This is a genomic window from Sorangium sp. So ce726 (assembly GCF_051521405.1).
GTDB lineage: Bacteria > Myxococcota_A > Polyangia > Polyangiales > Polyangiaceae > Sorangium.
Window position 1 is genome coordinate 11,050,449 of the sequence record NZ_CP150349.1, and the last position, 20,980, is coordinate 11,071,428.

A 20,980-nucleotide genomic window follows, 5' to 3' on the forward strand; every position below is an offset into this window, starting at 1 on the left:
ATGGCCGACCAAGACATTTACCGCCGTCCTGCGCCGGATGCGCAGCCGCCCTACCTGCATCGACCGTACAACTCGACGCACAAGCGGGCTCCGACGCGGCCGCTCGTCGTCTTGCCGCAGACGTTGTCCGAGGTGACGGGCCCCGTGTTCGGTCCGGAGATCGTGGCGCTGAATGCCGCCGATCTCACGTGCCAGGGCAGGAGCGCGCCCCTGGGTGAGCGCATCGTCGTCGGAGGCCGCGTGCTGGACGAGCACGGGCGGCCGCTCCGCCGGACGCTGGTCGAGATCTGGCAGTGCAACTCCGCCGGACGCTACCTGCACCAGAAGGACAACCACGACGCGCCGATCGACCCGAACTTCCAGGGCGCTGGTCAGGCGGTGACGGACGACGAGGGACGCTATCGCTTCATCACCATCAAACCGGGCGCTTATCCCTGGCGAAACCACCACAACGCCTGGCGTCCCTCGCACATCCATTTCTCGGTGTTCGGCCCCGCGTTTCTGACGCGTCTCGTGACCCAGATGTACTTCCCCGGGGATCCGCTGCTGCCGCTCGACCCGATCTTCAACTCTGTCGCAGATGGACGCGCGCGGAACCGCTTGATTGCGAATTTTGACCTGGAGGCGACGATGCCGGAATGGGCGCTCGGCTACCGCTTCGACATCATCTTGCGCGGGCGCGACGCGACGCCCCTGGAGGACCCGACTCATGGCGGATGAACGTGGGACGCCGACGCTGCAGCCGACGCTCTCCCAGACGGTCGGGCCGTTCTTTCACCTGGGACTCGAGTGGCTGTTCAGCGCCCAGGTCGCGGAGCCCGGCGCGCCGGGGCGGCACATCACGGTGCAGGGCCGCGTCCTCGACGGGGATGGCGTGCCCGTGCCCGATGCGCTGATCGAGATCTGGCAGGCGGACGCGAACGGTGACTACCCACAGCTGGCCGATCGGCGGGATGAGCGCACCACGCCCAGCTTCAAGGGTTATGCGCGGGTACCGACGGACGACGCCGGCGCATTTCGTTTCAGCACGGTGAAGCCGGGGCGCGTGCCCGCGCCGGGCGCCGGGATGCAGGCGCCTCACATCTCTGTCCACGTGTTCATGCGCGGGCTTTTGCTCCCGCTCGCCACGCGCATCTACTTCGCCGACGAGGTCGCCAATGCGGATGACCTCGTGCTCGGGCGTGTGCCGGCGTCGAGGCGCGGCAGCTTGATCGCGAACGCCCGGCCGGGCGAGGACGATGTGTTCGAGTGGAACGTGGTTCTCCAGGGCGCCGACGAAACGGTCTTCTTCGATGGTTGATGTGTCATGACGGCTCGATCGCGCGGCCTGTTCGACGAATTCTTCGCCTCTGAGGCGATGCAGGACATCTTTTCCGATCGAGCGCGGGTGCAGGGGATGCTCGACTTCGAAGCCGCGCTGGCGCGGGCCGAGGCCGGGGCGGGCGTGATTCCACCGGAGGCCGCGGCGCCGATCGCCTCCCAATGTCGCGCCGAACGGTTCGATCTCGACCGGCTCGCCCGCGGCGCCGCGCTCGCCGGCAACGCCGCGATACCGCTCGTCGCCGAATTGACGGGCCTTGTGGCTCGGGAGGATCCGGAGGCCGCGCGCTTCGTGCACTGGGGTGCGACGAGCCAGGACGCGATCGATACCGGCCTGGTACTGCAGCTGCGCGCCGCGCTCGACCTCTTCGAGGCGGACCTGGGGCGCCTGGCCGGCGCGCTGGCCGAGCTCGCGCGCGCTCACCGGCGGACAGTGCTCCTCGGGCGTACATGGCTGCAGCCGGCGCTCCCCGTGACGTTCGGATTGAAGGCAGCCGGCTGGCTGGCCGCGATGGGGCGCGCGCGCGAGCGCCTTCGCGAGCTGCGAGGCCGGGTGCTCGTGATCCAGCTCGGTGGCGCCGCCGGCACGCTCGCTTCCCTCAGCGAGCGAGGCCTCGAGGTCGCCGCGCGTCTCGCGCAAGGTCTGGAGCTCGCGGTGCCGGATCTGCCGTGGCACGCCCAGCGCGATCGCATCGCCGAGGTGGCCACGGCGCTCGGCCTGCTCGCGGGCAGCCTGGGCAAGATGGCGCGCGACCTCTCGCTCATGATGCAGTGGGAGGTCGCCGAGACATTCGAGCCGCAAGCGCCCGGACGTGGGGGTTCTTCCACGATGCCACACAAGCGCAACCCGGTCGGCGCCGCCGCGATCCTGGCGGCGGCGACGCGCGTCCCAGGCCTCGTCGCGACCCTCCTCTCCGCCATGCCGCAGGAGCACGAACGAGGGCTCGGCGGCTGGCACGCAGAGTGGGAGTCGCTGCCCGAGATCTGCTTGCTGACCTCCGGCGCGCTCATGCACGCCGTGCAGGTGATCGAGGGTCTCCAGGTCGACGCGGAGCGGATGCGGGCCAACGTCGACAGCACGCGGGGCGTCATCCTGGCCGAAGCGGTGGCGCTCGCGCTCGCTCGAACGATGGGTCGACCGGCGGCGCACGCGCTCGTCGAACGCGCCTGCCGGCGCGCCGTGGACGAGGGGAGACCGCTGCGTGACATGCTGGCGGCGGAGCACGAGGTGACGACCCATCTCTCGGTCACCGAGCTCGACGCCCTGTGCGACCCGGCCGCCTACCTGGGGCTCGCCGAAGAGTGGAGCGACCGCGCGCTCGCGCAGCACCTCCGAAACACGCGACGGAGCGAGGTGTGACGTGCCGATGATCGAAGTCGCCGGAGGCGAGCTGCATTGGCGCATGGACGGGCCGGCGGACGCCCCCGTCGTCATGCTCGCGAATTCGCTCGGCACGACGCTCGGGATGTGGGACAGCCAGGTGCCTGCGCTGACGCGCCGCTTCCGCGTGCTGCGCTACGACATGTGCGGACACGGCGCGTCCTCGGTGCCGGACGCGCCCTTCGATATCGAGCGCCTGGGCCGGGACGCCGTGGCGCTGCTCGATGCGCTCGAGCTATCGCGGGTTCACTTCTGCGGACTGTCGCTGGGCGGCGCGGTCGGCATGTGGCTCGGCGCTCATGCGCGGGACCGGCTGCACAAGCTCGTGCTGTGCAACACGGCTGCGGCGTTCGGCCCGGCGTCCCTCTGGGACGCGCGCATCGAAGCGGTCGCGAGAGGCGGCATGGCCGCGATCGCAGAGGCCGTGCTCGACCGGTGGTTCACCGCGGAGTTCCGGCAGCGAGATCCCGCTGCCGTGGAGCGCGTACGACAGATGCTGCTCACCACCAGACCCGAGGGGTACATCCCCGCGTGCGCGGCCGTGCGCAACGCGGATCAGCGAGCGAACGTCGTCGATGTGCGTGCGCCCACGCTGGTGATCGCGGGCGCGCGCGACAGCGCGACGCCGCCGTCCGAAGGCCGCTGGCTCGCAGAGCACATCGCGGGGGCGCGTTACGCCGAGCTGCCTGCGGCGCACCTGTCCAACATCGAAGCCACACCGCTGTTCAACGAGAGCGTCCTCCGCTTCATCGCGGGCCAGGGAGAGTGAGAGATGGACGAGCGCGAGCGACTGAACCATGGCATGAAGATGCGCCGCGCCGTGCACGGCGACGCCCACGTCGAACGCAGTATCAAGAGCCGGAGCGAGTTCAATGGCGAGTTCCTGGACTTGCTCACCCGTTATGCATGGGGCGAGATCTGGACTCGCCCCGGGCTGGATCGCCGGACACGCAGCCTGTTGTGCCTCGCCATGATGGTGGCCCTCAATCATGGTGAGGAGTTTCGCTTGCATGTGCGTTCGGCGTTGAACAACGGCGTGACGCGCGACGAGATCAAGGAAGTGCTGCTCCAGACGGCGATCTACTGCGGCGTACCGGCCGCGAACACGGCGTTCCGTCTGGCCGCGGAGACGTTCGCGGAGATCGACGGCGAGCCGGAGAAAGGAGGCTAGCGTACTCATGCGGACTCAAGTCGGAATCATCGGAGCCGGCCCGGCGGGGCTCATGCTCTCGCACCTCTTGCACCGGCAGGGCATCGAGTCGGTCGTGCTCGAGAAGCACACGCGCGAGTACGTCGAGCGTCGTGTTCGCGCCGGCGTGCTCGAGCAAGGCACGGTGGACCTCCTCAACGAGACCGGCGTGGGCGAGCGCATGCGCCGCGAGGGCATGGTGCATCACGGCATTCACCTCCGGTTCGACGGCGCCACCCACCGCGTCGCGCTCGACGATCTCACCGGTGGGCGCGGCATCACCGTGTACGGCCAGCAGGAGGTGGTCAAGGATCTCATCCGCGCGCGCCTCGAGGCCGGCGGTACGATTCAATTCTCGGCCGAACAGGTGCGTCTGCTCGACATCGATACGGAGCGCCCGCGCGTTCGGTACCACCATGACGGCGCGCCATGCGACCTCGAGTGTGATTTCGTTGCCGGCTGCGACGGCTCGCACGGCGTATCCCGACGATCGATCCCGGACGGCGTGCTCTCTGTGCTGGAGCGCACGTATCCTTATGCTTGGCTCGGTATCCTGGTGGAGGCGCCGCCGGCGCACGACGAGCTCATTTATGCGCACCACGAGCGCGGCTTCGCGCTGTTCAGCATGCGCTCGCCGAAGCTGACGCGCCTTTACCTGCAGGTCCAGCCGGACGAGCAGATCGAGGACTGGTCCGACGACCGTATCTGGCGTGAGCTCCACGCTCGCCTCGAGACCGACGACGGGTGGCGGCTCAACGAGGGGCCCATCCTCGAGAAGGCCGTCACGGGGATGCGCAGCTCCGTGGTCGAGCCGATGCAGTACGGTCGGCTCTATCTTGCGGGCGACTCGGCGCACATCGTGCCGCCCACGGGCGCCAAGGGCATGAATCTGGCGATCGCTGACGTGCGTGTGCTGGCGCAGGCGCTCGCGGCCTACTTCAAGACCGGCGACACGACGGCGCTCGAAAGGTACTCTCCGACCTGTCTGCGGCGTGTCTGGCGCGCCGAGCACTTCTCGTGGTGGATGACCTCCATGCTGCACCGCTCCCCGGGCGACGACGCGTTCCAGCAGCGCCTGCAGCGGTCGCAGCTCGACTACATCGTGCGTTCGCGCTCAGCATCCACCTCGCTGGCGGAGAACTACGTCGGGCTACCCCTGGATTGGGGCCCCACGGACGGTTGATCGGTCTCGTGGGCAGACGCCGGACGACCCGTCGGTCGCGTCGCTACGGAACGAGCCCGCATGTTGCGGGGTGAACGCAGCCCCGCCCCCCCGTCTCCGGGTCGCGCGCGAACGCCTCGATGCCGTTGTCGCCGTCGGGAGGGACGCGGAGGACAGGGTTATCGTCCGACGAACTCGATTCCTTCGCGAAGGAGCTGTAACCACCGTCGCCGGTCCGGCGTCGGGACCGAGAGCCACTCTTTGAAGACCTTCCCTGCCGGGCCGAAGGGCTTGCCCACGCCGGTTTCGATGAGCTCCGCGACGCGCTCCCTGGGCAGCTTCACCACCAGACCTGAGCCCTTGTGGTCGACCAGCGCGAGAAATTCCTTTCCGACGCGGAGGCATCGGCCGTTCATGATCGTGCCTTCCGTGATGCGTGGGTCGATTCGCTCGAGCTCCGCGGCGAGCCGCCAGAACAGATCTTCAGGAGAGGTGGTCATGGATTGGCGTTCTCCTCGTAGAAGCATTTCACGAGCCAAGGCACACCGTCGGGGAATCCGGCGGAGCCCGAGTCGATGCGAGTCGACAGGGCCGGAAAGGTCTTCTTGTCTGCACCGCGCCACGCCGCCAGCAGGAGGCGGTCCTTGCAGCGCGCCGCGCTTCTCGGCGTGAGACGCAGGTCTCATGGATCGGGGAAACAGAGCCACGGACCGAGATTGTCAGCGGAGCCATGGGCGGTCTCCGCCGGCCGTGAGGCGAGCGAGCCGGTCCCGTATTTGCCTCCGCTCGTGTACGTTGCGCGCGCATCGTTCCGCCTCCCCGAGCGCGCGGGCAGCGGCCGCCGTCTCTCCCACTTCACCCAGGAGCGTTCCCCGAACGAGGTGCACGTAAGGATAGGCGCTCACATCGACGTCACGCTGTTCGAGCAAGGCGAGCCCCTCCGCAGGCCCCCTGGCTCGGGCAACGGCGAAGGCGCGATTCACACGCACCGCCGGCGTCGGGCGGAACCGCTCGAGCAGCGCGTAAAGCGATGCGATCTCAGCCCAATCGGTCGCCTCGGCCGTGCGCGCCTTGCAGTGGACGGCGGCGATCGCCGCCTCCGTCTGCAGGGGTCCGGGTGCCCCCAGGCCGAGAGCCCGCTCGAGCAGATCGATCGCGCGACGAATGCCGTCATGGTCCCATCGGGTTCGGTCCTGCTCGGGCAACGGAACCGGGCCGCCGTGCTCGTCGAGCCGAGCATCGCGGCGCGCGTCGTGGAGCAAGAGCAGCGCGAGCAGCCCCGCGGCCTCCGGCTCCCGGGGGTAGGTCTCGCACAACGAACGAGCGAGACCGATCGCGAGCCGGCAAAGGTCCGCGCGGACCGGCGCGTCGTCCCCGGATGACCAGTAGCCCTCGTTGAACAACAGATGAATGGTTCGCAGCACGGCGCCGATGCGCTCGTGTCCACGCTCCGGCGTCGTCCCCTCGACATCACCCTTGTCACGCAGCCGCTGGCGCGCTCGCGTCAGGCGTTGCTCCATGCTCCGGGGAGCCACGACGAACGCCAGGGCGATTTCACCGACGGAGAGCCCAACCACCGTCGAGAGCGCCAAGGCCGCGCTTTCGCCGTCTTCGAGCGCTGGATGGCAGCACGCAAACAGGAGCCTGAGCAGCTCGTCCTTCCAGCCGCGAAGGATCTCCGGCTCGGCGGCGGCGATACGCGCCCACGGGCTCAGCTGCGCCAACACCACGATGGCGTCCTCGTGACGCTCTTCCTTCCGCGAGCGCCTGACTCGGTCCCGGTAGGAGTTGGCAGCAACCGTGATCAGCCACGCCTCTGCCGATTCGGGCGCCCCGGTAACGGTCCATGACTTGAGCGCGCGCTCGATCGCGTCGTGGACCGCGTCCTCCGCGTCCACGAGCGACCTCGTGAGACCGAGCGTCTTCGCGAGCACGCTGGGGTAGACGCGCCGGATCGCCCCCGCGTGCTCCGCCTGGCTCAAGGCTTCCATCGCCAGTTGACCGGCCGCACCTCCACGGCGTGCGCGCCGTCCCCGCAAATCTGCCGCGCGCGTGCGAGGGCCTGCTCCTCACTTTCGCAGTCCACCACATAGAAGCCAACGAGCCATTCTTTCGCCTCGATGAACGGGCCGTCGGTGACCTCATGCCCCCCGGAGCGCGGACGGACGGTCCGCGCCGCGCGCGTTTCGTCGAGCCGCGCGACGGCGTGTAGCTCTCCTCGCGCTGACGCCTCGGCCTGGAGCGCACGATGCTCGAGGAGCGCCCGCCTTTCCTCGAGCTCCGGAATTGGAACCGACGGAGGGGATGTCCGGTAAATCAGCAGCGCGTACGTCGTCATCGTCGCTCCAAGCCCAGGGTGTCTCGCAGCTCGCGCTAGCCAGCCAGCACCGTCATGGTCAGGCCTTCTTCCAGAGGCCGATCGCCGCGCCGCCCGGATCGCGCACGATGGAAAAGGTTCCGGCGGGCCCCCGGCTCTTTTCCTTGAGCAGCACCGCGCCGAGCGAGATCGCCTGCTGGGTGGCTGCATCGACGTCGTCGACCATCACGAACGGGATCCAGGCGCTCTGATCGCCGTAGCGCTCGGTCTTCGACGCGAGGGCCGCGAACGGTCCTCCCTCGCCTGCCAGCATGGTCATGCCGCCCGGGCCATCGGACGGCTTCCAGCCGAGCAGCGTCTCGAAGAAGTTCTTGGTTTCATTGGATTTTTCGCCGTTGTGATGGAACCAGACAAAGGGGGCTTGCATGGCTTATTCTCTCCCAGCTGGAAGCCCCGAAGCGGGGCCTCGATCGGGAGACGTTCGAGCGGGTCGCGCCACGACAGGTCCCTCTCAGAAAAAATCCGGGCCGCTAGCCTTCACCTCCATGGCGAAGACGCTCTTTCCGATCTTGAGGCCCTCCGAGCCGCACATCTTCCCGTGCGTCACACCGGCATCGCGCTCCAGCGTGGCGACCACCTGCGCGAAGTCGCGGATCAGCTCGAGCGGGCCAGGCGACGTGGACATTGTGATGAAGGGTCGGCATCACATCTCCACAGGTGAATGCTTGTGGTGTACCCGACGGCGCCGTAGTATACAAGTATCTCCTCGTTCGTGTGGACCGGCCGCGCCTCATCGCAGCGAGCCGCGGCGATCCGGGACCTGATCCCTGGAAGACGTCGCCGCCTACCTGAGGGCCTCGACAAAAAAAACGACCGGAGGTGTCCAAAACCCGGACGCGCGAGCGTCATGGGGGTGCCGGTCGAGGTGACCGGCGGAGCTCCCAGAGGAGAAACCATGCCCAAGTATCTGTGTTTGCAGCGAGCGCTGCCCGGTGGAGATGGCGAGAAACCCTCGCCCGCCCAGATGCAAGCGATGTACGCCAAGTTCAACGATTGGAGGGAGAAGTTCCAGAAGAACCTGCCTGACATGGGGGGCAAGCTCGGCGCGGGGAGGCTCGTCACCACGCAGCCTGCGCCGGACGGACCCTTCGTGGAGGTCAAAGAGCTGGTCGGCGGCTACATGATCGTCTCGGCGCAGACGCTGGAAGAGGCGATCCAAGTGGCCCGTGAATGTCCAGGGCTCGTGCGGCCCGGTTCAGGCGTCGAAGTCATCGAGATCCACGCTCCTTGAGCGCACCTCGGCTGCTTGAGCACTCCTTCCGGCACGAGTACGGCCGGTTGGTCGCCATGCTCTCGCGCCGCGTAGGACTGCAGCACATCGAGGCTGTCGAGGACGCAGTTCAGTCGGCGCTCATGGCTGCCCTTGAATCGTGGACGATCGCCGGCTTGCCGGACAATCCATCGGCGTGGCTCTTCCGCGTGGCGCACAACCACCTTGTGGGAGAGATACGCCGACGAGCGCGCCGCGATCGCAGGGCGGAGCAGCACGCCCTGGACGACCCCGGTGCGCCGGAGAACGGTCCGGACCCTTTCCTCGCGGGCGATGTGCGAGACGATCTGCTCAGGATGCTGTTCGTGTGCTGCGACGACGCGATACCCGTTGAATCGCAGCTCGTCTTTGCGCTGAAGACCCTCTGCGGCTTCGATGTCCGAGAGATCGCGGAGCGGCTCTTTGCCAGCGAAGCCAACGTGTACAAGCGCCTTGGTCGTGCCCGCAGCCGCTTGCGGGAATCTCCGCTGCTCCGCGACGAGCTCACGGGCGAGCAGCGCGCCTCGCGGCTCCCCGCCGTGCACGCAATCCTCTACCTCCTGTTCACGGAGGGCTACCTCGCTTCCTACGCGGAGACGGCGATCCGCCGAGAGCTCTGCGACGAAGCGATGCGGCTGGCGGCCATCCTGGCGGAACACCCGGTGGGCCGGACTCCGGAAACGTTTGCCCTGCTGGCGCTGATGCATCTGCACGCGGCACGGATGACCGCTCGCCAGGATGCCTCCGGTGGGTTGCTGCTCCTGGAAGAGCAGGACCGCTCTCTTTGGGACCAGCAGGAAATTCAGGTTGGGCTTTCGTGGTTGGCCAGATCTGCGCAGGGTGATGTGTTTTCCAGGTACCACGCGGAGGCCGGCATCGCCGCGGAGCATTGTCTCGCGCCGTCTGTCGCAGAGACCCGGTGGGAAAGGGTCGTGGACTGCTACGCCCTCTTGGAGCGGCTCGGCCCCTCCGCGATACACCGGCTGAATCGCGCGGTCGCAACGGCGGAGTGGCAGGGGCCTGCCGCGGGGCTCGCTGTTCTCGACGGCCTGGAGCCGCCCACCTGGCTGACCGGCTCCTACTTGTGGGCTGCGGTGCTCGCCGACTTGCATCGGCGCTGCGGAAATGACGATGCGGCGCGGCGTTATCGGGATGTGGCGCTCAAATCCGCGCCCACGCCCGCGGTGAAAGCGCTGTTGCAGCGGCGGCTCCGGGCCATCGGTCCGTGATTCCCCGCAGGCTGTGGAGTGAAGGCGGCCCCTCCGCTCGGGGCTGCTCGGCTGCGGCTCGCTCCGCTCCGTCGCAGGCTCTCCCTCGGGGCACGTGGCCCTCGCGACGGCTTCGGGGAAGGCGGCGACGGTCCTCTGCTCGCGCTATGACGGCGCCCTCGACGACATCGAGCGCCGGGGGCGGCCGGATACGAGCCTCATTTGCGTCGCGCGGCGATCCCGATCGCCCAGGGCGCTCCCTGCTCTTCCCAGAGCGCCTCGCAGCGCTCGACCGCGAAACCGGCCTTCGGGAGCAGCTGCTTGAGGGCGGCCATGGAGAAATAGATCCGCTGGGAGAGCCGCCGGAGCGCGGGGATCCGCTGCCAGTCCGCGTGGAGCAGGGCCGCGCCGCCCAGGCGCTCGCGCATCAGGTGAATGCGACGAAGGGAATCGCTCAGCCTCCATCTGTGGCGCCAGACCCCCTCGCCCTCCACGCTGGCGATGAGCTGCCCACCGGGCTGGATGACGCGCGCGAGCTCCCGGAGCGACGCACGCACCGGCAGGTAATTCAGCGTGGCGAAGGAGAGCCCGTGCGTGAACTCGCCATCGCCGAAGGGCAAGCGTACAGCGTTCGCCCACCACCACTCCGGCTCCCGCGCCGACAGCAGCCCGCTCCAGCCGAGCGCTGCGACGTGGAGCGCGAACAGATCTTGGTCGACGCCGACCGCGCGCAGCGGCCGCCGCGCCGCGAGGCTCCGCAGGATGTGCCCCGCAGAGCAGCCCACGTCGAGCACGCGGCTGCTCGAGTCGATGGTGGCGTTCTGGTGGAGGAACCGCACCGTCTCGCTGGTTCTGTCCGCGCCGATCGTGCGAGTCAGCACCTCGAGCGCGTTGCTCCCCTCCCGGGTCAGCCGCGGAGGATCACTGGCCGTGATCCAGCCGTGCGCGCGCAGTTCCTCATGGAAGCAGATCTCCGCGCGCCGCTTCTGCCCGGGGTGCTTCTTGAGCCAGCTGAGCGTGGCATGGACCCCGACCGCGTCGCGCATCGCCCAGCCCGCGGCGGCGGCCACCACGGCGTCATCGCCGGCCACACACATCAGATCGCGCCTGGTGTTCGGCTCGTGAACGTACCTGACGGCATGGACGTCCGCCTGCCCAAGCCGTCTCGCGCGATCCTCATTGCCCATTGATGTACCCCCGGCACGCCCCGTGTCGCGCCGCGACGCGCACCCCCGCCAGACTTCCCCTCCACCCGAAAAGCCCGCGCCCGACGCTTCGAGGAGTCTCTGTCATACGCAACAGCCTGACGCCAATCACCCTCAACAGGCTTGATAGGGACGTCCGTGGCGGTCGGAAATTGTGATGATGCGGCCGTCGGTAACGCTCTGTTCGGTAACGCTCGGTAGTGCGTCCCTCCCGCATCTCGCGCGTTTTGACGCGTCCCCGTCTCCGACGGCGACGGCCGGTTGTCCTTCGGAGCGACGGCGAGGGGTACGCGCCCCCGCCCTTTCCCCGGCTACGCGATCCGCTCCTCCCAGTCGATCCGGTAGGCGTGCGCGCGCTCCTGCGCGGCGGCGCCGATCCGCAAGAACAGCGGCAGCGCCCGGTCGCGGAGCCACCCGGCGACAGGCCCCGAGACCGCCTTGCGGCTGCCGTTGCGGCGCGCCTGGCGGACGATCGCCTCGACCCGCGGCCGCCGCAGCCGCTCGAACGCCGCGAACGCTCGCTCAGGCTCAGGCTCGTCCCGCAGGCACCTCGCGAGGAGCATCCCGTCCTCCATGGCCAGCGAGGCGCCCTGGCCGGCGTGCGGCGTCGCCGCGTGCGCCGCGTCCCCGATCAGGCAGACCCGGCCGGCGTGCCAGCGCGGCATCGTCAGGATGTCGTGCAGCAGCCACGGACCGAGCACCTCGGGCGTCGCGCGCACCACGTCCGCGATCCAGCCTGGATCACCCTCGTGGAGCGCGAGGATGCGCTCGCGGAGCGGCCCCGGCGCGGCGGCGCCCTCCGGCGCGGGCTCTCCGCTGTTGTGGAACCACCAGACCTCGCCCTCCGGCGCCGCGAACGCGCCGAAGAACGCGCGCCGGCCAAAGACCATCACGCTCCAGCCAGGCTGAAGCGGCGCGCCGGGGCAGCGCGCGAAGCCGCCGAAATCGATGAGGCCGGTGTATCCCGGCGCCGGCGCGCCGGGCAGCGCCGCCGCCCGCGTGCGCGATCGGACGCCGTCGCACCCGATGAGCACGTCGCCGCGCGCCTCGCCGCCGCCCTCGAAGCGCGCCACGACCTCGCGCGGATCCGAGCAGTCCACCCCCTCGAGCCGCATGCCGTACCGGATCGCGACGCCCCGCCGGGCCGCCTCCTCCGCGAGCGCCGCGTGCAGCGCGCCGCGCCGGATCATCACGAGCCCCGCGCCGAACCGGCGCGCCGCGTCGCGCTGATCGATCACGCCGATGCGCCGCCCGCGGGCGTTCTCGAATTGGATCCCGTCGCACACCGCGCCCCGCGCCTGCACCGCGTCCGCGATGCCCAGATCTGCGAGCACGTTCATCCCGTTCGGCGCGACGCCCAGGAACGCACCCTCCTGCTCCAGAGGGGCCGCGCGCGCCTCGAAGATCGTCGCCTCCACGCCGAGACGCTGAAGGAACATCCCGAGCACCGGGCCCGCGATGCCCCCGCCGACGACCACCACCCGCCGCACACCTCGCTGTGTCATCTCGCCACCTCCAACCTCGATCCCGGGCCAGCATGGGTGGGACTGACGCTCATTGCCAGTGATGATTCGTGATGGTAATCGTCACTATCCGTGAACTTGTCGACTCTCGATCTCAACCTGCTGCTCGTCCTGCACGCGGTGCTCGAGGAGCGGAGCGCGGCGCGGGCGGCGCGGCGGCTCCGCGTCACGCCGTCGGCCGTGAGCAACTCGCTCGCGCGGCTGCGCGCGCAGCTCGGCGACCCGCTCGTCGTGCGCAGCGGGCGCGGCCTCGTCCCCACGCCCCGCGCGCAGCAGATCGCGCCGCGGCTCCGGGCCGCGTTCGGCGAGATCGCCGGCGCGATCGAGGGGGATCGCGCGTTCGACCCGCGGGCGACCACGCGCGCGTTCACGCTCGCGCTCTCGGACCTCGACCAGATCTGCAGCCTGCCGGCGATCGCGCGCGCGGCCGCGGCCGAGATGCCGCGCGCGACCCTCCGCGTCGTGAGCGTCGACCACCTCGAGGCGACCGGGGGGCTCGGCGGCGGCGACGTCGACGCGACGATCGCGCCCGCGCACCCGCTCCCGCCGGGCCACCACGCCGCAGACCTCTTCGAGCAGGACAGCGTGTTCGTGGTCCGCCGCGGTCACCCGTGCGCCCGCCGCCGGCTCACGCGCGAGGCGTTCAACTCGCTGCGCCACATCGACATCCACATCGCGCTCGGGCGCGGCGGCATCGGCAACCGCGCCGCCGTGGAGGCGCTCGCGGCCCAGGGGCTGCGCCGCGAGATCGCCGCCGCCGTCCCGACCTTCTCCGCCGCCGCGGTCATCGCCGCGAACACCGACCTCGTCGCCGCCATGCCGCGCCGCATCGCCGAGGCGCTGGCGCGCCTCGCGCCGCTCACCCTCCTCGAGCCGCCCGTGGCCGCGCTCGTCTTCCGCATGCAGCTCGTCTGGCACGACCGGACCCACGAGGACGAGGGCGCCCGCTGCTTCCGGGAGCTCGTCATCGCCGCGCTCCGCGACGGCCCGCCCGCGCGCGGCCGCGCGGCGGAGGGCACGAGGAAGAAGCCCAGTGGACCTCGGGATTCGAGGCCAGCGTCGAGCTCACCAACGAGGCGATGATGCGGTGCTCGGAAGGCCGCGGGTCACCGGCAGGGCCACCGGCCACCGTCGAGGTCGAGCGGCATCTCCATGCTGTTGAAGCCCCAGGCGTTCGCCTGTTCGCAGAAGAGCGACCTGTCGGTCATGTGACCGGAGAACGGATCGTCATACTCCACCTCGAACACGGCCTTGCCGTTCGCCAGGAAGGTATCGACGAGGATCTCGCACTCTTCATACTCGAAGCACTGCTCGTTCAGCGTCCAGTCGAAGTGCGGCCACAGGTCCTCCGCCTGCTCGATGTCGCCCTTGAGCCCCACGGACATGCCCATTGAGTGGGCGAGATCCGCTATGAGCACGTTGTAGGCGATCTGGTCTTCATAGGTGAGGGGGAACCCGGAGTCGTTGGCGTAACCGTCGACCTCGTCGGGCTCGATGGCGTCGAAGCCCTTGTCCTTGCAGACATGAAACCGGGCCTGCATGATCGGCCTGAGGACATCGATCTGCCGGATATCGAGCCAGAACGAGCCCTCCCAGTGGTAGTCCGGGTTGCCTTTGACGGACTCCGGGAAGTCGCCGGCGTCTGGCCGATAGTCCTCGAACGCGCCGACGTCGACGTAGCAGATGACCTTGGCGCCCTTCGCGTGGAACGCGGCCACCGTCTCGGCCGGCGTGAACTCCCAGTCGAGGTCGTAGACCGTGGGAGGCGGCGACTCGATGGGCGCTCCCGTGGGATCGACCAGGCCCATGTCCTTCGGGTCGTCCAGATCCAGGGGGTGGTCGATCATCCAGTGCCACGACGTCTCGAGCGCCGGGATCCAGATGCCGGGGTCCCCGCCGGCGGACGTCGATGAGGTGGACGTCGATGAGGTGGACGTCGACACCGGCGTGCCCGAGCTGTCGGGCGGGTCCGGGCGCGAGCCCCCTGCCCCGCCCGGATCCACGCCGGCGTCGCCGCACGCGGCGTGCACCGCCGCGAGGACGAAGATCAACGACTTGACCACCGCGGGCCACGATCGATTCATTTCAGCCCCTGTCCTCGCCACGGCACCTCGCGCGCGCGCGCTGGTACTCCGGCCGCGCGGCGATCCGCTCCTGGTAGGTGACGAGCGCGTCGGGCAACGTCTTGCCGAGCGCGCCGCGATAGATTCCGATCGCGGTGCTCACGGAGATGTCGGCAAGCGTGAGGCCCTCGCCGGCGAGAAAAGGCATGTTGCCGAGCATGTCGGCCGTGAAGCGCAAGGCCTTCTCGACGGTTGCCTCGTGCGCGCGGACGGACCAGTTGCGCTTCTCCGCCTCCGGCGCGCCGAAATGTGCTGTCAGCAGGGCATTGACGGCTGCCCCGATGGTCGCTTCGCCGAACACGGCCATTTGCAGCACGCCCGCGAGCGCCGGATCGCCCTTGCCGGGCAAGAGGGGCGTGGGCCCGTATTGCTGCGCCACGTAGAGCATCATCGCGACGGACTCGTGGATCGCCACGCCGCCCTCATCCTCGAGGAACGGCACGGTGCCGAGCGGATGCAGCGCGAGGTAGGCTTCGCTCGGCGGAAACGAGACCATCTCGACCTGGTAGGGCAAACCCATCTCTTCGCACTGCCACATCACGCGCAGGCCGCGGGCCCCGCGCGCGAAGTTGTAGACCTTGATCATCGGTGGTCTCCTTGCTCGCGATCCATGGTTCGAGAGGCGGGCTGGCCGCGGCCCGATCTGACCATGAAGGCGGGGAGGCGGGAAGCAAATGTGAAGCTCATCGGTCGAGCGACGCCGGGCTCGCGAGCAGCGCGCGCGCGCGGCGGTCGCGCAGCCAGAGCCCCGCCCAGAGGAGCGCGGCGATGTAGATCGGAAAGAGCGTGTGGCTGAAGAGCGGGCTCCCGACCCGCACGTGGATCGCGATCGCGCCGCCCAGGTAACCGGTCCACAGAATCGCGCCGAGCACCGCGGTGCGCGGGATCAGGTACGCCACCAGACAAGCGATCTGAAGGTAGCCGAGGGTGGGGACGAGGCTGACCGGGAATCCGAGCTGGGCCGTGGCTGCATCCGCGGGGAACAGCTGCAGCACCTTCACCGCGGCATCGAACGTCAGGAACAGCACGCCCAGCCCGCTCAGAACGCGTCCCGCCCACAGCGCTCGCCTGGACGGCGCCGCGCCGGGCGCTGCGACGCTGGCGGGCGCCTCGGCCCGGGGCATGGTGGTGAGATCCTGGTCACGATGATGGATGCTGGGGGAGATCGCGGTCATGGGTGCCTCCGTGCTGGGATTCACCTCGTAGACCCCCGGCCCCGCCAGGAATCATCGGTCGCCGAGAAAAAAATCGCCGCGCCGCCCCTGACCGGGCGCCCGGCCCGGCGGACGCCCTCCGGCGCGGGGCGATGCTGCGCGAACGCGGGCGCGCCGCTCGCCGCCGCCGGCACGAGCCGCGCCTTCGTCCGGTGTAGCGCCCGCACGGTCCGGCGCTGGTCTCCTTGACAAGGTGGTGCAGCCGTCGGATACGCTAATTAATTGTGCGCGAGATGGCCGGCGCCTAACTACCGGTCGCCCTCCACGGACACGTGGCGACTCGTTCACGGAGGGCTCCCAGGACCGCGAGGCAATCCATGAGCATGTATTATTCTCATCTTCTCGTCCCGCTCGATCCGCGTTTGGCCTTCAAGGCGGAGGCGATGACGGCGTTTCTCGAGGCCGCAATGAGTGCTGGGTTCGTCGGGAAGAACCCCGAGCGATTCGTGCGGACGGACCCCGAGCCCGTTGGGTCCTTCGTGTTCACCATGTCACGCGGGATGCCCAAGGCCGGCAAGTACCGCGGGCGCAATCCAGGCTCGTGGATGCGTCCCGACGCCGCGGAGGAGCTCTGCCATTCCCTGGCGAATGATGACAACGTCCAAGCCACGATCTGGAGCGAGTTCCGACCGAAGCGACCGCCTCTGCTTGCGCTCGAAGCGCTTCAAGACGGGGCGCGGCTCGACATGACGCAAACGCAGTTCGATGACGTCTACTACGTCGCGATCACATGCCATCGTACCCAGGTGCCCGTGTCGATGTCCGAAGGCCGCGACTCCGAGGACGCGGCGCCCGAATTCGGAGCGCGCATGGATCTCGTGAACGTTCCGCCGTATGCTATCGCCAATTACCCGTACAAGGCCGGGCACATGGAGATCGCCGGAATCGCTGCCGCGCGGTCATGGGTGAGCATCACCTTTGGCAACTACGTTTTTCCGCCTGCCCGGCTCTTCGAAGACCTCTTCTCGCGCGACGGAGGTCTTCCATTTGCTGTGCCCGACTTCACGGCGCTCGCCGAGCGATGCCTCGGCTGCGATCTCCGCCAAACGTGCCATTTTTGCTGACGTGTCTCCCCAGAACGCAGTCTCCACCCTCCAGAGGAGCATCGCGATGTCGAAGGTTATCGCAATCATGTCCATGTCGCTCGACGGCTACGTCGCCGACCTCAACGATGGCGTGGCCGAGGTGTTCGACTGGTACGTCAATTCGGGGGACGTCGAGATCCACATGGGAGGGTCGGATCCCATGACGTTCAAGGTGTCCGGGCCGAGCGCCGAGCACCTTCGCGGTCTCACGTCCGGACTTGGTGCCATGCTCACCGGTCGACGCACTTTCGAGGTCGCCCAGGGCTGGGGCGGAAATCACGCTTGGGGACCAGCATTCGTGCTTACCCACCACATCCCCGACGGATGGCCGCGACCCAACTCGACTGTCCACTTCGTGACCGACGGCGTCGAGAGCGCCGTGAGCCAAGCCAGAGCCGCCGCCGCCGGGAAGTCCGTTGGGGTCCACGGCGCCGACACCATCCAGCAGTGCCTGAATGCTGGGCTCCTCGACGAAATCCACGTCGACATCGCGGCGGTTCTTCTTGGGTCCGGAGTTCGACTCTTTGACCACCTCGCCCGCACGCCAGCCGTCCTTGGCAACCCGACGGTGATCGCTGGCGTCGGCGTCACACACCTGCGCTACCCGGTACGCAAGGCGTAGTCCTGCGGACGAGGGCGGTCGAATGGGCGACGGGAGACATCACACGTGTGAAGCTGCGGCAGGCAGGGACAGTTCCATGACGACCTGGATCAGTGAAGTCTGCGAAGCGAACGGCATCAGCATCCACTACCTCCGAACGGGAGGCGCCAAGGTTCCCGTCGTTCTGCTCCATGGATTGATGGGGAGCGGCGCCTGCTGGACTCCCCTGGCGCGGGCGCTCGAAGGTGAATTCGACGTCGTCATGCCCGACGCCCGAGGGCACGGCGGCTCGAGCGCGCCGCCCCACGGATACCGGTACGACGATCACGCGAGCGACGTCGTGGGCCTCATCCGCGGCCTTTCGCTCTCCCGTCCGGTCCTGCTTGGCCACTCGATGGGCGGCATGACCGCCGCGGTGGTGGCGAGCCGAGGGGCGGGGGTCCTCCGCGGCCTCATCCTGGTCGACCCGACGTTCTTGAGCCCCGAGCGCCAGCGCGAGGTGTACGACAGCGACGTCGCCGAGCAACACCGCCAGGTCCTCGGCTTACAGAAGTCTGACCTCGTTGCGCGGGCCCGAGCCCGAAACCCGCATCGCTCGCCCGAGATCATCGAGCTGCAAGCCGAGGCGAGGCTGAAGACCCGCATGGACGCGTTCGACGTTCTCACGCCGCCCAACCCCGCGTATCGCGACGTGGTGAGCGCGATTGACGTCCCGAGCCTGCTCGTCCTTGGTGACGACAGCCCCGTCGTCACGCTCGAGGTGGCAACGGAGCTGCGGAGCCTCAACCCACGTGTACGGATCGAACAGGTACAGGACGCCGGCCACGGCCTTCCCTTCGAACAACCCGAGCGCCTGGGAGAGGTGGTCCTGTCGTTCTTGCGTGAGCTGGCGTAGCTGCTGCAGTCACTCCGGCTCGCCCTCGGCGAGCGCGACGGGCTGGTGGTTCTCGGTCAGGACGCCGCGCCCGTGCCACACCATCAGCACCGCATAGAGCGCCGCGAGCACGCGAAAGCCGCTGAACAGGCCGAAGCGCTGCCCGAGCGAGCCGCCCGCCACCGCGCCGATCAGGCCCCCGGCCGGTCCCGAGAGCGAGAACAGACCGCCCACCCGGCCGCGGCCGAGCTCGGCGGTGAGCGCCGCGAAGCGATTGACGCTCGTGAGGTGCTGCACGCCCAGCCCGAGCCCGAGCAAGACCGCGCCGATCCACAGCGACGCGACGCCGAGGGGGAAAGCGAGCAGGAGCTCGGTCGCGAGCAGCAGCGAAAAGGCGATCGCGTAGCGGGCAGCGTCGCGCAGCGGCGACAGGGCGCCCCCGGCGAGGAGCAAGGTCAGCACGAACACGGCGCCCTGGAGGGTCACCAGGCTCGCGGCTTGTGGCACCGAGAGGTGAAACTCGCGAATCCCGATCAACACCACGAACACGGCGAAGTAGGACATCGCCATCTGACCACACAGCTCGATGAGCATGCTCTGGCGCAGCTCGCGGCGAGACAGGATGATCCCGACCTGCCCGCGCAGGCGCTCGAGGAGCGGTGTGGCCGAGCGCCCGCGGCCGGGGGGAGCCCCGGAGAGCACGCGATCGCCGACAAGGACCGTCGCCAGCAGCCCGAGCCCGGTCACCACGAACACGCCGGTGTAGCCGAGCAGGCCCAGGAGCTGCGCGCCGAGCATCGGGCCCACGAAGAACATGCCGAGCGAGTGGGACGCGCGCTGCCAGCCTGCCTTGCGCGGGCCGAGGCGAGGAAGCAGGTGAAGAAACTCGGTCTGGGTCGCGACCATGCGAAACGGGTTGAGCAGCCCGAAGAGGACCACGCCCGCGATGAGCTGCCAGGGCCGATCCATGTGGGTGAAGCCGATCAGGTACAGCGCCGCGCCCGCGAGGCCGCCGAAGCGGAACAGCGGCCGGCTGCCGTGGCGGTCGATCAAGCCTCCGACCGGCATCGAGAGCAGCAGCATGCCGGTGAACTGCAGGCCGCCGACCAGGCCGATCTGCCAGGGGGAGGCGTGGAGCGAGGCGGCATACAGCGGCAGGACCACCTTGGCCACGCCGTTGCTCGAGCCCGCGAGCATGCCGAGCACCATGAAGCCGAGGAGATAACGGTGGGGGAGAGGCGGCGAAGAGGTCATCACGCGAACCGAGGCGAGCGACCGGTCGATCGGCGCGTTCGTCCGCCGTGCCGAATCGGGTGGTGCTGCCGCGCGGGCGCCCTGCAAATCACGCTCCCGAGCCGGAGCAGGCCCATGGCGACCGCCTGGCGCCACGGCAGGAGGCCGGCGTCAGCTCACGGCCCGCCGCCTGCTGCTCCAGCAGCACACGCGCAGCATACGCCCGCTGCTGGCGCAGCAGGCATCATCCGCTATAACGGATTAGCGTCTTTCGAGACGGACGATCGAGGGAGGGCTCGGGCTGACGGGATCGGCGAGGGCCAGAGGCCCGTGCGTGAAACGACGGCCGCGGAGGGTCCCTTCGAGCGTCCGCGATCTGCGCCTTCCGGCTCACGCGGATTCGAGCTCCGTGACGAAATCCCGCAGCGCGGACGCGAGCGCGAGGGGCGCCTCGAGGGGCGACAGGTGCCCTGTGCCGGGCAGGACGCGCAGGCCTGCGCCGGCGATGCGCGGCACCACCTCGCGCCGCAGGACGTCGAGGTGCTCGACCTTGTCGAGCTCACCGGCGATCAGCAGCGCCGGCGTGTCGATCGACGCAACGTCTGCGGAGATGTCCTCCAGCGACGTGACGTGCGGCCAGGCGGCCTTGGCGGCGGGCGCGCCGCGCAAGCTGTCCTCGATCACCTGCTGGCGGAGCGCGGAGCTCAGCGGACGCGCGGTCAGCACATGATCGAGCACAAAGCCGACCGACTCCGGCGAGTCATAGGCACGGGCCATGGTCGCGCGTTGCTCGTCGCTGAGCGGCATCGGCGTGGGCGGCGCAGGGGCGACGAGGGCGAGCCCCCGCAGCCCGGCAGGCCGGCGGGACGCCAGCAGCTGCGCGACCTTGCCGCCCATCGAGTGGCCCACCAGCACGTGGCGCTCGAGGCCGAGCACCTGGATCACGGCCTCCGCGTCATCGGCCAGATCGCCGATGCGATAGCCCTCTTCCGGTGCGTCGGAGTCGCCCCAGCCGCGCTGATCGATCGCGACCGTGCGGCACCTCGGGGAGAGGGCCTCGGCCACCGCTGCCCACGTGCGCGATGAGCCGCCCCAGTAATGGAGGAAGACGAGGGCGATGTCCCCCTCGCCTCGCTCCCGGACATGGATCTGGATCCGGTTCGCCGTGATCTTCATGAGCGCTCCGTCCAGCTCAGTTGTCGAAGGGGGCGCCCTCCAGCAGCGACCTCCGGCTCC

Annotated in this window: 24 protein-coding genes; 12 read left to right on the forward strand and 12 right to left on the reverse strand. The window is 69.1% G+C overall.

Annotated elements, in window-relative coordinates:
* The 6 genes from pcaH to pobA are packed head-to-tail and all read left to right on the forward strand — an operon-like array spanning position 1 to position 5,073.
* On the forward strand, positions 1-720 hold the full coding sequence (gene pcaH, locus WME79_RS41090; protein WP_437526389.1) for a protocatechuate 3,4-dioxygenase subunit beta: 720 nt from the start codon (positions 1-3) through the stop codon (positions 718-720).
* Positions 710-1,300, forward strand: a complete 591-nt coding sequence (gene pcaG, locus WME79_RS41095) for a protocatechuate 3,4-dioxygenase subunit alpha (protein WP_437526392.1) — start codon at positions 710-712, stop codon at positions 1,298-1,300. Before pcaH ends, pcaG begins: the two co-directional genes overlap by 11 nt.
* Before the next feature lie 6 nt (positions 1,301-1,306).
* The gene (locus WME79_RS41100) at positions 1,307-2,680 is read left to right on the forward strand and encodes a 3-carboxy-cis,cis-muconate cycloisomerase (RefSeq protein ID WP_437526395.1); all 1,374 of its coding nucleotides are present in this window, start codon (positions 1,307-1,309) and stop codon (positions 2,678-2,680) included.
* Between the two features lie 7 nt (positions 2,681-2,687).
* Positions 2,688-3,470, forward strand: a complete 783-nt coding sequence (gene pcaD / locus WME79_RS41105) for a 3-oxoadipate enol-lactonase (protein ID WP_437526398.1) — start codon at positions 2,688-2,690, stop codon at positions 3,468-3,470.
* A gap of 3 nt (positions 3,471-3,473) precedes the next feature.
* The gene (gene pcaC, locus WME79_RS41110) at positions 3,474-3,872 is read left to right on the forward strand and encodes a 4-carboxymuconolactone decarboxylase (RefSeq protein WP_437526401.1); all 399 of its coding nucleotides are present in this window, start codon (positions 3,474-3,476) and stop codon (positions 3,870-3,872) included.
* A gap of 7 nt (positions 3,873-3,879) precedes the next feature.
* The gene (gene pobA / locus WME79_RS41115) at positions 3,880-5,073 is read left to right on the forward strand and encodes a 4-hydroxybenzoate 3-monooxygenase (protein WP_437526404.1); all 1,194 of its coding nucleotides are present in this window, start codon (positions 3,880-3,882) and stop codon (positions 5,071-5,073) included.
* Between the two features lie 158 nt (positions 5,074-5,231).
* Here pobA and WME79_RS41120 read toward each other — a convergent pair whose 3' ends face one another.
* The 5 genes from WME79_RS41120 to WME79_RS41140 form a co-directional block, all read right to left on the reverse strand.
* Entirely contained in the window at positions 5,232-5,552 is a 321-nt protein-coding gene (locus tag WME79_RS41120) for a hypothetical protein (RefSeq protein WP_437526406.1), read from the reverse strand.
* Positions 5,553-5,771: 219 nt separating this feature from the next.
* Positions 5,772-7,034, reverse strand: a complete 1,263-nt coding sequence (locus WME79_RS41125) for an RNA polymerase sigma factor (protein WP_437526409.1) — start codon at positions 7,032-7,034, stop codon at positions 5,772-5,774.
* The gene (locus WME79_RS41130) at positions 7,031-7,390 is read right to left on the reverse strand and encodes a YciI family protein (protein WP_437526412.1); all 360 of its coding nucleotides are present in this window, start codon (positions 7,388-7,390) and stop codon (positions 7,031-7,033) included. Before WME79_RS41130 ends, WME79_RS41125 begins: the two co-directional genes overlap by 4 nt.
* Positions 7,391-7,448: 58 nt before the next feature.
* The gene (locus WME79_RS41135; RefSeq protein ID WP_437526415.1) at positions 7,449-7,796 is read right to left on the reverse strand and encodes a VOC family protein; all 348 of its coding nucleotides are present in this window, start codon (positions 7,794-7,796) and stop codon (positions 7,449-7,451) included.
* An 84-nt stretch (positions 7,797-7,880) separates the two neighbouring features.
* Positions 7,881-8,054, reverse strand: coding sequence for a hypothetical protein (locus WME79_RS41140; RefSeq protein ID WP_437526418.1), 174 nt, complete (start codon positions 8,052-8,054; stop codon positions 7,881-7,883).
* A gap of 270 nt (positions 8,055-8,324) precedes the next feature.
* Between WME79_RS41140 and WME79_RS41145 the strand changes: the two genes are divergently transcribed.
* Positions 8,325-8,660 carry a YciI family protein gene (locus tag WME79_RS41145; RefSeq protein ID WP_437526421.1) on the forward strand — a complete coding sequence of 112 codons (336 nt, stop codon included), beginning with the start codon at positions 8,325-8,327 and terminating at the stop codon, positions 8,658-8,660.
* Entirely contained in the window at positions 8,600-9,907 is a 1,308-nt protein-coding gene (locus tag WME79_RS41150) for an RNA polymerase sigma factor (RefSeq protein ID WP_437526424.1), read from the forward strand. The genes WME79_RS41145 and WME79_RS41150 overlap by 61 nt, the downstream gene beginning before the upstream one ends.
* A 197-nt stretch (positions 9,908-10,104) precedes the next feature.
* Here WME79_RS41150 and WME79_RS41155 read toward each other — a convergent pair whose 3' ends face one another.
* Positions 10,105-10,983 carry a class I SAM-dependent methyltransferase gene (locus WME79_RS41155; RefSeq protein WP_437526427.1) on the reverse strand — a complete coding sequence of 293 codons (879 nt, stop codon included), beginning with the start codon at positions 10,981-10,983 and terminating at the stop codon, positions 10,105-10,107.
* A gap of 419 nt (positions 10,984-11,402) precedes the next feature.
* On the reverse strand, positions 11,403-12,596 hold the full coding sequence (locus tag WME79_RS41160) for an FAD-dependent oxidoreductase (RefSeq protein WP_437526428.1): 1,194 nt from the start codon (positions 12,594-12,596) through the stop codon (positions 11,403-11,405).
* Positions 12,597-12,686: 90 nt separating this feature from the next.
* Between WME79_RS41160 and WME79_RS41165 the strand changes: the two genes are divergently transcribed.
* Positions 12,687-13,697: a LysR family transcriptional regulator gene (locus tag WME79_RS41165; protein ID WP_437526431.1), complete on the forward strand. Its 1,011-nt coding sequence runs from the start codon at positions 12,687-12,689 to the stop codon at positions 13,695-13,697.
* A 23-nt stretch (positions 13,698-13,720) separates the two neighbouring features.
* Here the strand turns inward: WME79_RS41165 and WME79_RS41170 are convergent, their stop codons facing one another.
* The 3 genes from WME79_RS41170 to WME79_RS41180 all read right to left on the reverse strand — a co-directional run bounded on the left by WME79_RS41170 (position 13,721) and on the right by WME79_RS41180 (position 15,912).
* The gene (locus WME79_RS41170; protein WP_437526434.1) at positions 13,721-14,698 is read right to left on the reverse strand and encodes an endo alpha-1,4 polygalactosaminidase; all 978 of its coding nucleotides are present in this window, start codon (positions 14,696-14,698) and stop codon (positions 13,721-13,723) included.
* A 1-nt stretch (position 14,699) separates the two neighbouring features.
* Positions 14,700-15,323, reverse strand: a complete 624-nt coding sequence (locus WME79_RS41175; protein ID WP_437526437.1) for a glutathione S-transferase family protein — start codon at positions 15,321-15,323, stop codon at positions 14,700-14,702.
* Positions 15,324-15,420: 97 nt separating this feature from the next.
* On the reverse strand, positions 15,421-15,912 hold the full coding sequence (locus WME79_RS41180; protein ID WP_437526440.1) for a DoxX family protein: 492 nt from the start codon (positions 15,910-15,912) through the stop codon (positions 15,421-15,423).
* Positions 15,913-16,313: 401 nt separating this feature from the next.
* On the opposite strand from WME79_RS41180, the gene WME79_RS41185 reads away from it, so the two are divergent.
* From WME79_RS41185 to WME79_RS41195, 3 genes are all read left to right on the forward strand, one after another.
* On the forward strand, positions 16,314-17,015 hold the full coding sequence (locus WME79_RS41185) for a hypothetical protein (protein ID WP_437526442.1): 702 nt from the start codon (positions 16,314-16,316) through the stop codon (positions 17,013-17,015).
* 46 nt (positions 17,016-17,061) lie between these two features.
* The gene (locus WME79_RS41190) at positions 17,062-17,658 is read left to right on the forward strand and encodes a dihydrofolate reductase family protein (RefSeq protein WP_437526445.1); all 597 of its coding nucleotides are present in this window, start codon (positions 17,062-17,064) and stop codon (positions 17,656-17,658) included.
* Positions 17,659-17,734: 76 nt separating this feature from the next.
* On the forward strand, positions 17,735-18,532 hold the full coding sequence (locus WME79_RS41195; protein ID WP_437526448.1) for an alpha/beta fold hydrolase: 798 nt from the start codon (positions 17,735-17,737) through the stop codon (positions 18,530-18,532).
* A 9-nt stretch (positions 18,533-18,541) separates the two neighbouring features.
* Here the strand turns inward: WME79_RS41195 and WME79_RS41200 are convergent, their stop codons facing one another.
* Both WME79_RS41200 and WME79_RS41205 read right to left on the reverse strand, forming a co-directional pair.
* Positions 18,542-19,765: an MFS transporter gene (locus WME79_RS41200; protein WP_437526450.1), complete on the reverse strand. Its 1,224-nt coding sequence runs from the start codon at positions 19,763-19,765 to the stop codon at positions 18,542-18,544.
* A 369-nt stretch (positions 19,766-20,134) separates the two neighbouring features.
* Positions 20,135-20,920 (reverse strand): alpha/beta fold hydrolase, encoded by a 786-nt coding sequence (locus tag WME79_RS41205; RefSeq protein WP_437526453.1) that lies wholly within the window; start codon positions 20,918-20,920, stop codon positions 20,135-20,137.
* Positions 20,921-20,980 lie beyond the last annotated feature (60 nt).